9 protein-coding genes and 2 rRNA genes (1 of these 11 cut by a window edge) are annotated in these 14,210 nt (G+C 62.1%); 4 read left to right on the top strand and 7 right to left on the bottom strand.

Annotated elements, in window-relative coordinates; all coding sequences use genetic code 11:
- The first annotated feature begins 142 nt into the window (after positions 1-142).
- The 4 genes from HU772_RS06050 (at position 143) to HU772_RS06035 (ending at position 4,877) form a co-directional block, all read left to right on the top strand.
- Positions 143-520 (top strand): helix-turn-helix domain-containing protein, encoded by a 378-nt coding sequence (locus HU772_RS06050; RefSeq protein ID WP_186655372.1) that lies wholly within the window; start codon positions 143-145, stop codon positions 518-520.
- Entirely contained in the window at positions 517-1,821 is a 1,305-nt protein-coding gene (locus tag HU772_RS06045) for a type II toxin-antitoxin system HipA family toxin (protein WP_186655370.1), read from the top strand. Before HU772_RS06050 ends, HU772_RS06045 begins: the two co-directional genes overlap by 4 nt.
- Positions 1,822-2,010: 189 nt before the next feature.
- Complete coding sequence (locus HU772_RS06040) at positions 2,011-3,441, top strand: L-lactate permease (protein WP_186655366.1); 1,431 nt, start codon at positions 2,011-2,013, stop codon at positions 3,439-3,441.
- A 17-nt stretch (positions 3,442-3,458) separates the two neighbouring features.
- Complete coding sequence (locus HU772_RS06035) at positions 3,459-4,877, top strand: aminotransferase-like domain-containing protein (RefSeq protein WP_186655363.1); 1,419 nt, start codon at positions 3,459-3,461, stop codon at positions 4,875-4,877.
- 122 nt (positions 4,878-4,999) lie between these two features.
- Here HU772_RS06035 and HU772_RS06030 read toward each other — a convergent pair whose 3' ends face one another.
- The 7 genes from HU772_RS06030 to HU772_RS06000 all read right to left on the bottom strand — a co-directional run.
- Positions 5,000-5,899, bottom strand: coding sequence for a LysR family transcriptional regulator (locus HU772_RS06030; RefSeq protein ID WP_186656140.1), 900 nt, complete (start codon positions 5,897-5,899; stop codon positions 5,000-5,002).
- Positions 5,900-5,945: 46 nt separating this feature from the next.
- Positions 5,946-7,961 carry a pyridoxamine 5'-phosphate oxidase family protein gene (locus HU772_RS06025; protein ID WP_186655360.1) on the bottom strand — a complete coding sequence of 672 codons (2,016 nt, stop codon included), beginning with the start codon at positions 7,959-7,961 and terminating at the stop codon, positions 5,946-5,948.
- An 18-nt stretch (positions 7,962-7,979) separates the two neighbouring features.
- Positions 7,980-8,609 carry a glutathione S-transferase family protein gene (locus tag HU772_RS06020; protein ID WP_186655357.1) on the bottom strand — a complete coding sequence of 210 codons (630 nt, stop codon included), beginning with the start codon at positions 8,607-8,609 and terminating at the stop codon, positions 7,980-7,982.
- A 148-nt stretch (positions 8,610-8,757) separates the two neighbouring features.
- The gene (locus HU772_RS06015; RefSeq protein WP_186655354.1) at positions 8,758-9,312 is read right to left on the bottom strand and encodes a UPF0149 family protein; all 555 of its coding nucleotides are present in this window, start codon (positions 9,310-9,312) and stop codon (positions 8,758-8,760) included.
- Positions 9,313-9,475: 163 nt separating this feature from the next.
- Positions 9,476-11,119: an acetolactate synthase large subunit gene (locus HU772_RS06010; protein ID WP_102685196.1), complete on the bottom strand. Its 1,644-nt coding sequence runs from the start codon at positions 11,117-11,119 to the stop codon at positions 9,476-9,478.
- 456 nt (positions 11,120-11,575) lie between these two features.
- Positions 11,576-11,691 (bottom strand): 5S ribosomal RNA (gene rrf, locus HU772_RS06005).
- A gap of 133 nt (positions 11,692-11,824) precedes the next feature.
- A 23S ribosomal RNA gene (locus HU772_RS06000) occupies positions 11,825-14,210 on the bottom strand; it runs 507 nt beyond the window's last position.

Below are 14,210 nucleotides of genomic sequence, written 5' to 3'. Positions count from 1 at the left end.
GCACTTAACGCCTATAAAACTAGTCTTTATCCAGTAGCGGATTTTTCTTTCAAGCGCACTATACAAAGCCTAGAATCCTAGGCATTCAGGTCAATAACGGCGTTTTAAGCATAGGATCCAAGGCGTTATGAAAGCCATATCAATGACTGACGACGCTATCGCCAACGAGATCGGCCAACGCATTGAGGCTATCCGCCTGAAGCGTAATATTGGCCAGGACATCGTCGCCCATGAAGCCGGGATTTCCCGGGAGACCTACCGCAAGCTCACGGCAGGCAAAGGCACCCTGGTGAACGTGATTGCCGTCCTGAGGGTGCTGGGAGAGCTTGATCGTCTCGCCTCCCTCATCGAGGACGTCAGGACCAGCCCCGTGCAACTGGCAAAAATGCAGGGCAAACAGCGGATACGGGCGACCGTCACACGGGCTACACCGCCGGTACCTGAACACGGAATCAGGACGCCTATCGGCAAGCCCACGCTCATTGGTGGCCCGAAACCCGACAAGGATGACAGCTGGTGATTGCACGGATCTATCTCTGGGATGTGTATGTAGGCGCGCTCAACTGGAACACGCAGACCCAGATCGGAGAGTTCGAATACACCCCCGAGTTCATCAGGACCGGCCTTGAGATCTCGCCGGTCCACATGCCCTTGCGCCAGGACTACACCTACGTGTTCCAGGGGCTGGACCGCGAAACCTTCAAGGGCCTGCCCTCGATCCTGGCCGACTCGCTGCCCGATGATTTCGGCAACGCGCTGATCGATGCCTGGCTGGCCCAGCAGGGGCGTGACAAGGCAACGTTCACCCCGGTCGAGCGCCTGCTGTACCAGGGCAAGCGCGGCATGGGCGCTCTGGAGTATCGTCCGGCGATGGCTACCGAGCGGGACAAGGGGGAGAGCATCCATATCGATGCACTGGTGCGCCTGGCCAGCGAGGTGTTGTCCGAACGCGAGTCGATCGCTGAACGCCTGGATGCCAAGGACCCGTCGCTGGACGACAGCGCCCTGCAGCACCTCATCCAGATCGGTACCAGCGCAGGCGGCGCCCGGGCAAAGGCGGTGATCGCCATGAATGCCGAAGGCGAGATCCGTTCGGGCCAGGTCACCGCGCCGCCGGGCTTCGAGTACTGGTTACTCAAGTTCGATGTGGCCAAGGACTCGACCGTACTGGCGGACTCGCAAGGCTACGGGCGCATCGAGTACGCCTACCACCTGATGGCCAAGGCGGCCGGCATCACCATGACCGAGTGCCGATTGCTGGAGGAAGGTGGACGCGCTCACTTCATGACCCGGCGCTTCGACCGCACGACCGAAGGTGAAAAGATCCACGTCGCGACCTTGTGCGCACTCGACCACGCCGACTTCCGCAAGCCTGGCCAATACTCCTATGCCGAGGCCTTCGGGGTGATGCGCGCACTGCGGATTTCCCGCGATGGCGCCGAACAGTTCTACCGCCGTATGGTCTTCAACCTGGTAGCGCGCAACCAGGACGATCACACCAAGAACACAGCCTTCATGATGGACACCGACGGCACTTGGTACCTGACGCCGGCGTATGACGTGTCCTATTCCTACCTGCCTGGCAGCTTCTGGGTCGATAGCCACCAGATGACCGTGAACGGCAAGCGCGACGACTTCACCCTCGATGATCTGTTGAGCGTGGCCAGCCAGGTTCGCGGCATGAACGCACGACAGATCATCAAGGAAGTCTGCGAAGCCGTCGCACAATGGCCGCGGTTTGCCCAGGATGCAGGCGTCCCGGTCTCGGCCAGTAAGCGGATCGGTGAAGTACACCGCCTCTATCTTGGCGAGGGGCTTTGAGCAAACGGGCTGCTCAGCATCAGCGTTCGATGCTCCCCCAAACCACTACTTTGCCCTTGCTCCTTCCCAACACCGCAGTACCCCACTCCCGGGCTGTATTGAAAATCGCCCGGGCGCTGTATCTGTTTCAGCAGGCGCCCGCCCTTCACCCTCCACCTCACTCCCTGGATGGCTAAAGGAACCCACATCATGGCTGCCCTGCTGCTGCAAATGTCCCCCATAGGCCTGGTGATCGCCCTGATCCTGCTGCTGCGCCGCCCCCCCGTGCAGGCCGCGCTGGCCGGCGTGGCCGGTGTCTTGCTGCTGTGGGGCCTGGGCGCCGCGCAGCCGCTGTCGGCGGCGGTGTCCGGCGCCATCCTGCAAGACACCCTGATCCTGTTCCTCAGCACCGCCTGCGTGATCGTTCCGGGGCTGGCCTTCGTCATCCTGGTCGAGCGCGCCAACGCCCCGCAGGCGATCGGCGCCTGGGTGCGGGAGCTGGGCTGGACGCCGCCGATGCAGGTGATCTTCATCGTGCTGGGTCTGGCGCCGTTGCTGGAGGCGATGACCGGCTTCGGCGTATCGCTGATCGCCACGGTGCCGCTGCTGATGGGGCTGTTCTCGCGTCAGGTCGGCATGAAGATGGCCCTGGCCGGCATGGTGGTGATGCCCTGGGGCACGCTCGGGCTGGCCACGGTGATCGGCGCGTTGCTGGCCCATGTGCCGGCGCAGGAACTGGGCAGCCATTCGGCGCTGGTCAGCGCCCCGGTGTTCCTGGCCCTTGCGGCTGTGGCACTGGCGTTGGCACGGGTTCGCAGCGTACAGGCGTGGCTCGGCCTGGGGCTGATCTCGCTGTTGTTCAGCGCGATGTTGTATGTAATCAACCGCTGGATTGGCCCCGAAGCCGCTGGGGTACTGGCCGGGCTGGCGGTGGTGTGCGTCGGCCTGGGGCTTTCCTGGGCGCGGCGCGGGGCCCTGGTGCGCTGGCCGCAGACGGCATGGCCGTACCTGGCCTTGCTGGGGGTGATCATCGCCACGCGGGGGCTGTTCCTGCTGTCGAGCTGGGACGGGCTGTGGGTGGTGCACGGCAATAACGTGTCGTGGAAACCGCTGGCGTCGCCGGGACTAGCCTTGCTGCTGGTGGTGCTGATGATGACCGCGCGCCAAGGCGCGGGTTTTCCCTGGCAGGCGCTGGTCAAACGGGCGCGCTTTCCAGTGGCGACGATCTTCTTGTTCCTGCTGCTTTCCCAGGTGATGGTCAAGGCCGGTTTCCTGGTCGAGGTGCAACGCGCGCTGCAAGCGATGTCGGGCGTATCGCTGGCTTCGACGGTGTCGCTGCTGGCCGGGCTGGCCGGTTACGTGACAGGCTCCAATGTCGGCGGCACCACGCTGGTGATGCCGTCCATTGCGGCATTATCCAGCGCCCATGGCCCATGGCTGGCCGCCATGGCCAACAGCGCCGCGGGGCATGGCGCGTTGGGCTCGTTGTCGATCCTGTCGCTGGTCATCGGGCTGGCCGGGGCCGACCGTGAGGAAGAGCATGGGCTAATCCGCTTCGGCTTCGCCCTGGTGCTGCTGAGTATCGTCATCGTGGCTGCAACGGGCACGGTTTTGCTCTACCTTTCCGGGGCCCCCGCTTGACACCACACAAGGCCGCCATGGATCGCAACCCCAAGCCCGACAAACGCTGGCACACCGTCAACGCCTGGCTGCTGCGCCAGATCGACAGCGGCGAATGGCCCAGCGGCATGCAACTGCCCTCGGTGCGCGAACTGGCGCGGCTGTTTGACAGCAGCATCGCCACCGTGCAGCGGGCCTTGGCGGAGCTGGAGGCCAATGCCTATGTGCAGGCCACGCCGCGAGTGGGTTATTTCGTCGCCAAGGGCGCAGCCGCAGTACAGGGGTTCGATCTGGCCAGTGTCACTGTCAACGTCAATCACGCGGTGGTGGCGATGCTCGCCCAGGCGGCCAGCAACACCCACCTCTCATTGAGCTCTGCCGTGTTGCACGACGAGCTCACACCCCAGGTTCTGCTGAACAAGTGCCTGGCGAGCCTGGCCGCCAAGGCCGACCAACCGCTGGCCGGCCTGGTTGCCCCACCAGGCCTCGCCTCGTTGCGCCGACGCCTTGCCGGTCTGATGCTGCAACGTGGCGTTGCCTGCGGCCCGGACGAAGTCCTGGTGACCTCCGGCGACACCATCGCCCTCGAACTGGCCCTCGAAGCCGTCGCCCGGCCAGGCGCCACGGTGGCCATCGAGACGCCGACCTACTACGGCATCCTGCAAACCATCGAACGCCTGGGTATGCGCGCCCTGCCCATCCGCACCCACGCCGACAGCGGCATGGACCTCGACCACCTGGAGTGGGCCCTCAAGCGCGGCAAGGTCAATGTAGTGTTCCTCAACCCGACGCTGCAGAACCCGCGGGGCTTCATCATGCCCGACGCGGCGCGGGCACGGCTCTCACAGTTGGCGCAGGCAGCGGATGTGCCGATCATCGAGGACGATATCTTCTTCGACCTGGTGGACGAGGCGCAGCGGCCCAAGGCGATCAAGCACTACGACGAGACGGGGCAGACGATCTATTGCTCGTCGTTCTCCAAGACCGTGGCGCCGGGGTACCGGGTGGGCTGGTGCGTGGCTGGGCGGTATCGGGATGCGATCCTGGCCCAATTGTTTTCGCGCAACCTGGCGGTGTCGAGCCTGGCCCAGCGGGTGCTGGATGAGTTCATCGGCCGGGGGTACATGGAGGAGCACTGCGCCAAGCTACGCGGCCGGCTGGCGGCGCAGGCCGGAGTGATGGAGACGTTGGTGCGCTCGGCGTTTCCGCCGGGGACGCGGTATGTGGCGCCGCAGGGTGGGTTTATCCATTGGATCGAATTGCCGGAAGGGACGGACGTGGTGGCGCTGCAGCGGCTTGCGGCGGAGCGTGGCTGCAATGTCGGCGCCAGCGGGATGTTCTTTGCCGATGGGAAGTGTGGCACTGGGTTACGGGTGTGCCTGGGGCGGGTGATTACGCCAGAGGTGATGGGCGGGTTGAGGGTGCTGGCGGAGTGTGCGGCGCTTTCAGGCGCTTGATTGCTGGGGGCGCTTTGCGCCCCTTTCGCGGCACAAGGCCGCTCCTACAGGGGAACGCGCATCTCTCTGTAGGAGCGGCCTTGTGCCGCGAAAGGGCTGCGCAGCAGCCCCAGCTATCTGGATCAAGCCAAGTGCACCTGGCTACGCAAATGCTCGGCCAACATATCGATAAAGGTCCGCACCTTGGTCGAGCCATATTTACTCTCCCGATGCAGGATATGGATCGGCCACGGCGCTTCCTCGTATTCAGCCAGGATCACCTGCAAGCGCCCGGCCGCCACTTCATCCGCCACCTGGTACGACAGCAACCGTGCAATCCCGAGCCCGGCACTGGCCGCGGCGATGGCGGCGTCGTTGCTGGTCACGGTCAGGCGTGGCTTCATGCGGATCAGCGTCGGGTCGTCGATGGCGCCGAAGCGCCAGTCGGTGCGTGGCGACAGGGTGCCGGCGGCGATGACTTCGTGCTTCTGCAATTCCGAGGGATGGCGCGGCGTGCCGTGGCGTTCGAGGTACTCGGGCGAGGCACACAGCAAGCGGCGCATCCTGCCCACGCGCAACGCCTTGAGGCCCGAGTCGGGCAACTGGCCGATGCGCACCGCCACGTCCATGCCTTCCTCCACCAGGTTCACCACGCGGTCGAGAAAGTACGCCGACACATCCACCTCGGGGTACTGCTGCAGGTAACGGACGATGCACGGCATGACGAACTTCTTGCCGAACAGGATCGGTGCGGTCACCGCCAGGTCGCCCTTGGGCGCAGCGTTGATGCCGGCGGCGGCTTCGTTGGCCTCGACGATGCTGGCGAGGATATGCCGGGTGTCCTCCAGGTAGCGCCCGCCGGCCTCGGTCAGGCGCACGCTGCGGGTGGTGCGCAGCAGCAGCTTGACTCCGAGCTGTTCCTCCAGGGCGCTGACGGCGCGGGTCACCGCCGCCGGCGAGATGGCCAGGCGGCGTGCGGCGGCGGCGAAGCTTTCCAGCTCGCCCACGGCCACGAACACTTTCATCAGGTGGATCTGGTCCATGCCGCGCCCCACGCGTTGTCGTGGGGCGATTATCGCCGTGGTCACGCTAGAGCTCCAGTACCAGGGGCTGCACGCCGTCCTCGGCCTGGGCGGGGATGGCGCAGCAGATCAGCACACTGCCGGGCTCGGGCAATTCGGCGGGCGGGTTCGGGTAGTGGACCTGGCCGCTGACCAGTTTGGTCCTGCAGGTACCGCAGGAGCCTCCTCGGCAACTGAAGTCCGGCGACAGGCCACGGCTTTCCGCCAGTTCCAGCAGCGTGCCGCTGTCCGGCGTCCAACGCGCTTCCTTGGCGGAGCTGGCGAAGTACACCGGCACCGCCTCGCTGGCGGGTGGGGGCTGCTGCAACGTGGGCTGGTTGTCGTCGGTGTGGCGGCGCAGGGTCGAAGGGCCGAAGGCTTCGGCATGGATGCGGGCGTCGGGCACATGCACCCCGCGCAGGCCTTCGTACAGGTCCTGGGTGAAGCTGGCCGGGCCGCAGAGGTAGAAGTCGTAGTCGTCCAGTGTCAACGTGGCCTTGATCTGCCCGATGCCCAGGCGGCTGGCGAATTCGTAGTCCTGCCCCGGCACGGCCGAGGGCTCAGGCTGGCTCAGGGCACGATGGATGCGCAGCAAGCCATTGGCCTGTTGCTGGAGCGCGGCAAGCTCCTGCTGGAACGGCAGGTCAGCCAGTGTGCGCCCGCCGTGGAACAGGTGGATACGCTGCCCCTGCCCTTTGGCCAGCTGCTCGCGGAGCATGGCGATCAACGGGGTGATGCCAACGCCGGCACCGATCAGAACAAGTGGCCGGTCACTCTGCTGATCCAGGGTGAAGCTGCCCATGGGCTGGCGCACCTCCAGACGATCACCAACCTTCACCTGTTGATGCAGATAGCGCGACGCCGGCCCCTGCGCCTTGACGCTGATACGCAGGAAGCCGTCGGACGGCGCGCTGGACAGGCTGTAGGTACGGATCAGCGGTGTCTCCCCATCGATGCGCAAACGCACGGGAATATGCTGGCCAGGGGCGAAGGCCACCGCAGCGCCATCCTCGGGTTGTAGATGGAACGAGCGGATATCGCGACTCTCCCGCTCGATGCGCAGTACCCGCCAGGTCAGCCATTGACGCTGCCGTTCGCGCTGTTGCAGGCGCTGCTCGGCCTCGCGCCAGGTGCCGGTCATCAGGCTGGTGGGTGCGTATTCCTGGAAGGCCCAGCGCAGCGACACGGCAGCCCGGCGCAGCACCACCTGCTCGATGTCCAGGGTCCAGATCCGCTCGGCGCCTTCGAAGGCGCTGATCAGCGGGCTGTCGAGCATGACCTCGGTGCGCCCGGAAACCTGCAGCACATCGCCCGTAGTGAAGTCGACGAACAATAGGCCGGCGACCGGGTTGACCAGCAGATTGCCGAGGGTGTTGAAATGCAGGTTGCCGGCGTAGTCGGGAATGGTCAGGCGATTGCCCTCGACCCTGACGAAACCAGGCCGGCCTCCGCGATGGGATACATCCACCGAGCGCTGGCCACCGTCCTGATCGACGTAACTGGCGACAAAGAAGGTGTCGGCGCTTTCGATCATCGCGCGGGTTACGCCATCGAGAGCCACCGAGTCCCGGCGCCCCTGCGGCGGTTCGTCGACGCGGGTGTACTCGCGCAGCTGGATATACTGCGGGCAGTTACCGAACGACTGCTCGACCACCACCTCCAGCTGGCCGGAACTGGCCCGGCGGATCAGGCCATTGAGGCGATTGCGCCGCCGCGTGTGCAGCTCGATCCCCAGCAGGCCGATAGCGCCACCCGCCACCAGACCCGGCGTGGCCGGATCGTCGCTGGCGAGGTCGGCGCCGATCAACAGTTGCCGTGGATCGGGCGAGCTGACGAAGCCTTCCGGGCCTTCGAGCAACGTCGCCCAGGGTTTGCCTGCAGCGTCCACCGCTCCGGCCACCATGAACGGCAGCTGCTGGTAGAACGTGCGATGCTGGTCGGGCATATGGTCACGAATGACCTTCTGCCCGAACGCCTCCATGCGCTCTGCAACACCGACGTGCTCCTGCAGCCGTTTTTCACCTGCATGCCAGGGCGATTGCATGGCGGCATTCCTCGGGACTCAGAGGGTGGTCTGCAAACCAATGACCGTGCGCGGCATCGGCACGAAGCCCGGCAGCGCCTCGACCCGGGCCAGCCAGGCGCGCACGTTGCGGTATGGCTCCAGCGACACGTTGCCTTCCGGCGCGTGGGCGATATACGAGTAGTTGGCGATATCGGCGATGGTCGCCTGGTCACCGACCAGGAATGGGCCCTTGGCCAGTTCGGCGTCGATCACCTTGAGCAGGGTGTGGGCACGGCCAATGACTTCATCGGTGTTGAACGAGGCACCGAACACCGTCACCAGACGTGCCGCTGCCGGCCCAAAGGCCAGGGGACCTGCGGCCACCGACAGCCAGCGCTGCACACGAGCGGCACCGACCGGATCTGCAGGTAACCAGCGCTCACCACCGTAGGCCTTGGCCAGGTAGACCAGGATAGCGTTGGAATCGGCGATAACGATGCCATTGTCATCGATCACCGGCACCTGGCCGAACGGGTTGATGGCGAGAAATTCTGGCTGCTTGTGCTCGCCCTTGGCCAGGTCGACGAAGACCAGCTCGGTGGGCAGTTCGAGCAGCGACAGCATCAGCTCGATGCGGTGGGCGTGGCCGGACTTGGGGAAGTTGTACAGCTTGATCGGGCTTGGCATGTGCGGGGCTCCGGATCAGCGCCGGGAGTGGCGCTGCTGGAGGACATGCTGCACTGAATCGCCCGACAGCAGAATCAGTGCTGGGAGCAATCCAGTATTTCGCCAGGCGGAATAATTACACTCGCGGGGCAAGCCCGCGCTTACGATCTCAATGACGGTGCTGCTTCTGGTACTGATACAACCCTTGCGCCGCCTCGACCACCAGCGGTACACAAGCCTGATGCTCATCGAAGCTCATCGAATCGAGCAGCTCGAAATTGTCTTCCAGTCCATGCAGGGAAATGGCCTTGAGCAGGCGATCCTGCTCCGGCGGCAATTCGCTCCACTCAGCCACCTGGGTACCGCGCATGTAGCCAAAGCACCATTCTTCGAGAATGATCGTCGGGCCTTCTTCGCCTTCGCTCTGCTCGAACAGCGGTTCGAAGTGCTCGGGATCGTCGGCCAGTTCTTCCGCCACCTGGCTGGCATAACGCAGCATCAGCGCGGTGTAGGCTTCTTCATGGGCGGGCTTCTTGAACTTCGGCACCTTGCCGCCGGCGACAGCAGGCAGCCATTGCTCGGGGTTGACCCTGTTGGGGGAGCTGGCCAAAGCGGTGAAAAAGCCATTGAGCTCGGCAAGATTGAGCACCGAATAGTCATTGCCGTAGGTGATCAGCAGGTCTTCGAGGCGGTCGAGTTCTTTTTCGCTGAGTGCGGGGAGCATGGCGGGTGTCCTAGGGCGGAAATTTGGGTGCACCCTAGCACATGGGGGAAGGCATTGAGGGAAATGTAACCAGAACAAAAGCAATCGCGGGACAAGCCCGCTCCTACAGGTGTTGTGCAATCCCTGTAGGAGCGGGCTTGTCCCGCGATAGGGCCGTCAGCCGTCAGACCGCCAGCGCGCGCTCACGCAGCTCGCTGTTGAGGATGCGGTCGTTCTCGCTGTAGTCCACCGGGCAGTCGATCACGTGGACGCCCGGGGTCTTGATGCAGTGCTCGAGCAGCGGCAGGAAAGCTTCGGCGCTTTCCACCCGGTGACCGTTGGCGCCGTAGGCTTCGGCGTACTTGACGAAGTCCGGGTTGCCGTAGTCCAGGCCGAAATCGGTGAAGCCCATGTTGGCCTGTTTCCAGCGGATCATGCCGTAGCCGTCGTCACGCAGGATCACCACAGTGATGTGCATCCCTAAGCGCACCGCGGTTTCCAGCTCCTGGCTGTTCATCATGAAGCCGCCGTCGCCGCACACCGAGATGACCGGGCGATCCGGGTACACCAGGTGCGAGGCCATGGCCGATGGCAGGCCGGCGCCCATGGTCGCCAGGGCGTTGTCCAGCAGCACGGTGTTAGGCTTGTGCGCCTTGTAGTTGCGGGCGAACCAGATCTTGTAGATGCCATTGTCCAGGGCGACGATGCCTTCGGACGGCAGGGCGCGACGGATGTCGGCGACCATGCGCTGCGGGTAGACCGGGAAGCGGTCATCGTCGGCGCCTTCGGCGATTTGCGCTTCGTTGGCTTCACGGATGGCCATCAGGCGGGTGAAGTCCCAGTGGCTGGTGTCGGTCAGCGCTTCGCTGATCTGCCACACGGCGTTGGCGATGTCGCCGATCACTTCCACCTGCGGGAAGTACACGGCATCGACCTCGGCCGAACGGAAGCTGACGTGGATCACTTCGGTGCCGCCACGGACCATGAAGAACGGCGGCTTCTCGATGACATCGTGGCCAATGTTGACGATCAGGTCGGCGGCTTCGACGGCGCGGTGCACGAAATCACCGGAGGACAGCGCGGCGTTGCCCAGGAAGCGCGGATGACGCTCGTCGACCACACCTTTACCCATCTGGGTGGTGATGAACGGGATGCCGGTCTTGTCGATCAGCTGTTTGAGGACCTTGGCGGTCATCTTGCGGTTAGCGCCGGCGCCGATCACCAGGATCGGGTTGCGGGCGTTCTGCAGTTTCTGCACGGCGGCTTCGATGGCCACGTGCTCGGCCAGCGGGCGACGGTGAAGGCTGCGCGGGATCGGCAGAGCGTCGGTCTGCTCGGCGGCGATGTCTTCCGGCAGTTCCAGGTGCACGGCGCCCGGTTTCTCTTCTTCAGCCAGGCGGAAGGCTTCACGCATGCGCGCCGGGATGTTGTCGGCCGAGGCGAACTGGTGGGTGTACTTGGTGATGGGGTCCATCATGCCGCACACGTCGATGATCTGGAAACGGCCTTGCTTGGACTTCTTGATCGGCTTCTGGCCGGTGATCATCATCATCGGCATGCCGCCCAGGTAGGCATAGGCGCTGGCGGTCACCAGGTTGGTCGCGCCGGGGCCGAGTGTCGACAGGCTGACGCCGGTCTTGCCGGTCAGGCGGCCATAGGTGGCGGCCATGAAGCCCGCGGATTGCTCGTGGCGGGTCAGTACCAGCTTGATCTTCGACTTGCGCAGGGACTCGAGCAGGTCGAGGTTCTCCTCGCCGGGGATGCCGAACACATACTCGACACCTTCGTTTTCCAGGCATTGCACAACGACATCGGCGGCCTTGGCCATCTTGCTTCTTACCTCAAGTAATAGGACGGTTGAAAGTCCAGAAATGCGCAGCACGGTACGCTGGCATCGCTCTGTCCGGGGGCCAGGATTGCCCCGAACCTAAGCCTTGACGCAGGGTAGGTGCGGGGAAGTCACTTAATTGTGACGGCAATATTGTCGCACCTGTGACGAAGCGATGTGAGGTAGCCGACGAGCAAGGGATATTTGCATGATCGTCAGCAAACGGATCCCTGTGTGGAGCGGCCTTGCCGAGGCGTCGGACCGGTCGGAAAGGGCCGCAAAGCGGCCCCGGCGATATCAGCGTGATGCACAAACCCTGGGGCCGCTGCGCGCCCCATTTCGACTGGTCCGACGCCTCGGCGAGGCCGCTCTTACAGGGGGGACGTGTTTGTTTTTGGAGTGCAGAAAAGACAAAACCCCTACCTGCTCGCGCAGATAGGGGTTTTGCGAAATGAATCTTGACGATGACCTACTCTCACATGGGGAAGCCCCACACTACCATCGGCGATGCATCGTTTCACTACTGAGTTCGGGATGGGATCAGGTGGTTCCAATGCTCTATGGTCGTCAAGAAATTCTGTTGCCGTGAATGCCTTGCAGCACCCTCAGCCAATTCGGATATGTGATTTGTGATGTTGCGAACTTTCGGGTCTTTCGTCTTCACCACCACAATCTGCTTTCGTGCGCAGATTGCTTGGGTGTTATATGGTCAAGCCTCACGGGCAATTAGTATTGGTTAGCTCAACGCCTCACAGCGCTTACACACCCAACCTATCAACGTCGTAGTCTTCGACGGCCCTTCAGGGGATTCAAGATCCCAGTGAGATCTCATCTTGAGGCAAGTTTCCCGCTTAGATGCTTTCAGCGGTTATCTCTTCCGAACATAGCTACCCGGCAATGCCACTGGCGTGACAACCGGAACACCAGAGGTTCGTCCACTCCGGTCCTCTCGTACTAGGAGCAGCCCCTCTCAAATCTCAAACGTCCACGGCAGATAGGGACCGAACTGTCTCACGACGTTCTAAACCCAGCTCGCGTACCACTTTAAATGGCGAACAGCCATACCCTTGGGACCGGCTTCAGCCCCAGGATGTGATGAGCCGACATCGAGGTGCCAAACACCGCCGTCGATATGAACTCTTGGGCGGTATCAGCCTGTTATCCCCGGAGTACCTTTTATCCGTTGAGCGATGGCCCTTCCATACAGAACCACCGGATCACTAAGACCTACTTTCGTACCTGCTCGACGTGTTTGTCTCGCAGTCAAGCGCGCTTTTGCCTTTATACTCTACGACCGATTTCCGACCGGTCTGAGCGCACCTTCGTACTCCTCCGTTACTCTTTGGGAGGAGACCGCCCCAGTCAAACTACCCACCATACACTGTCCTCGATCCGGATAACGGACCTGAGTTAGAACCTCAAGGTTGCCAGGGTGGTATTTCAAGGATGGCTCCATGAGAACTGGCGTCCCCACTTCAAAGCCTCCCACCTATCCTACACAAGCAAGCTCAAAGTCCAGTGCAAAGCTATAGTAAAGGTTCACGGGGTCTTTCCGTCTAGCCGCGGATACACTGCATCTTCACAGCGATTTCAATTTCACTGAGTCTCGGGTGGAGACAGCGCCGCCATCGTTACGCCATTCGTGCAGGTCGGAACTTACCCGACAAGGAATTTCGCTACCTTAGGACCGTTATAGTTACGGCCGCCGTTTACCGGGGCTTCGATCAAGAGCTTCGCTTGCGCTAACCCCATCAATTAACCTTCCGGCACCGGGCAGGCGTCACACCCTATACGTCCACTTTCGTGTTTGCAGAGTGCTGTGTTTTTAATAAACAGTCGCAGCGGCCTGGTATCTTCGACCGGCGTGGGCTTACGCAGCAAGTGCTTCACCCTCACCGGCGCACCTTCTCCCGAAGTTACGGTGCCATTTTGCCTAGTTCCTTCACCCGAGTTCTCTCAAGCGCCTTGGTATTCTCTACCTAACCACCTGTGTCGGTTTGGGGTACGGTTCCCAGTTATCTGAAGCTTAGGAGCTTTTCTTGGAAGCATGGCATCAACCACTTCGCGCTCTAATGAGCACTCGTCATCAGCTCTCGGCCTTGAAATCCCGGATTTGCCTAAGATCTCAGCCTACCACCTTAAACTTGGACAACCAACGCCAAGCTGGCCTAGCCTTCTCCGTCCCTCCATCGCAATAACTGGAAGTACAGGAATATTAACCTGTTTTCCATCGACTACGCTTTTCAGCCTCGCCTTAGGGACCGACTAACCCTGCGTCGATTAACGTTGCGCAGGAAACCTTGGTCTTTCGGCGTGCGAGTTTTTCACTCGCATTGTCGTTACTCATGTCAGCATTCGCACTTCTGATACCTCCAGCAAGCTTCTCAACTCACCTTCACAGGCTTACAGAACGCTCCTCTACCGCGTCACCAGAGGTGACACCCGTAGCTTCGGTGCATGGTTTGAGCCCCGTTACATCTTCCGCGCAGGCCGACTCGACTAGTGAGCTATTACGCTTTCTTTAAAGGATGGCTGCTTCTAAGCCAACCTCCTAGCTGTCTAAGCCTTCCCACATCGTTTCCCACTTAACCATGACTTTGGGACCTTAGCTGACGGTCTGGGTTGTTTCCCTTTTCACGACGGACGTTAGCACCCGCCGTGTGTCTCCCATGCTCGGCACTTGTAGGTATTCGGAGTTTGCATCGGTTTGGTAAGTCGGGATGACCCCCTAGCCGAAACAGTGCTCTACCCCCTACAGTGATACATGAGGCGCTACCTAAATAGCTTTCGAGGAGAACCAGCTATCTCCGAGCTTGATTAGCCTTTCACTCCGATCCACAGGTCATCCGCTAACTTTTCAACGGTAGTCGGTTCGGTCCTCCAGTCAGTGTTACCTAACCTTCAACCTGCCCATGGATAGATCGCCCGGTTTCGGGTCTATACCCAGCGACTAAAGCGCCCTATTAAGACTCGCTTTCGCTACGCCTCCCCTATTCGGTTAAGCTCGCCACTGAATATAAGTCGCTGACCCATTATACAAAAGGTACGCAGTCACCTAACAAAGTAGGCTCCCACTGCTTGTACGCATACG

Origin of the sequence: Pseudomonas xantholysinigenes, from assembly GCF_014268885.2 — a bacterium.
GTDB classification, from domain to species: Bacteria; Pseudomonadota; Gammaproteobacteria; order Pseudomonadales; family Pseudomonadaceae; genus Aquipseudomonas; species Aquipseudomonas xantholysinigenes.
Note: the sequence above shows the minus strand (reverse complement) of the source record. Positions and strands in the feature narration are given on the sequence as shown.

Bases quoted from the DNA above. Each gene is read 5' to 3' on its own strand.
- HU772_RS06050 (WP_186655372.1), top strand. From the start codon at position 143: ATGACTGACGACGCTATCGCCAACGAGATCGGCCAACGCATTGAGGCT.
- HU772_RS06040 (WP_186655366.1), top strand. From the start codon at position 2,011: ATGGCTGCCCTGCTGCTGCAAATGTCCCCCATAGGCCTGGTGATCGCC.
- HU772_RS06035 (WP_186655363.1), top strand. From the start codon at position 3,459: ATGGATCGCAACCCCAAGCCCGACAAACGCTGGCACACCGTCAACGCC.
- HU772_RS06030 (WP_186656140.1), bottom strand. From the start codon at position 5,899: ATGGACCAGATCCACCTGATGAAAGTGTTCGTGGCCGTGGGCGAGCTG.
- HU772_RS06025 (WP_186655360.1), bottom strand. From the start codon at position 7,961: ATGCAATCGCCCTGGCATGCAGGTGAAAAACGGCTGCAGGAGCACGTC.
- HU772_RS06020 (WP_186655357.1), bottom strand. From the start codon at position 8,609: ATGCCAAGCCCGATCAAGCTGTACAACTTCCCCAAGTCCGGCCACGCC.
- HU772_RS06015 (WP_186655354.1), bottom strand. From the start codon at position 9,312: ATGCTCCCCGCACTCAGCGAAAAAGAACTCGACCGCCTCGAAGACCTG.
- HU772_RS06010 (WP_102685196.1), bottom strand. From the start codon at position 11,119: ATGGCCAAGGCCGCCGATGTCGTTGTGCAATGCCTGGAAAACGAAGGT.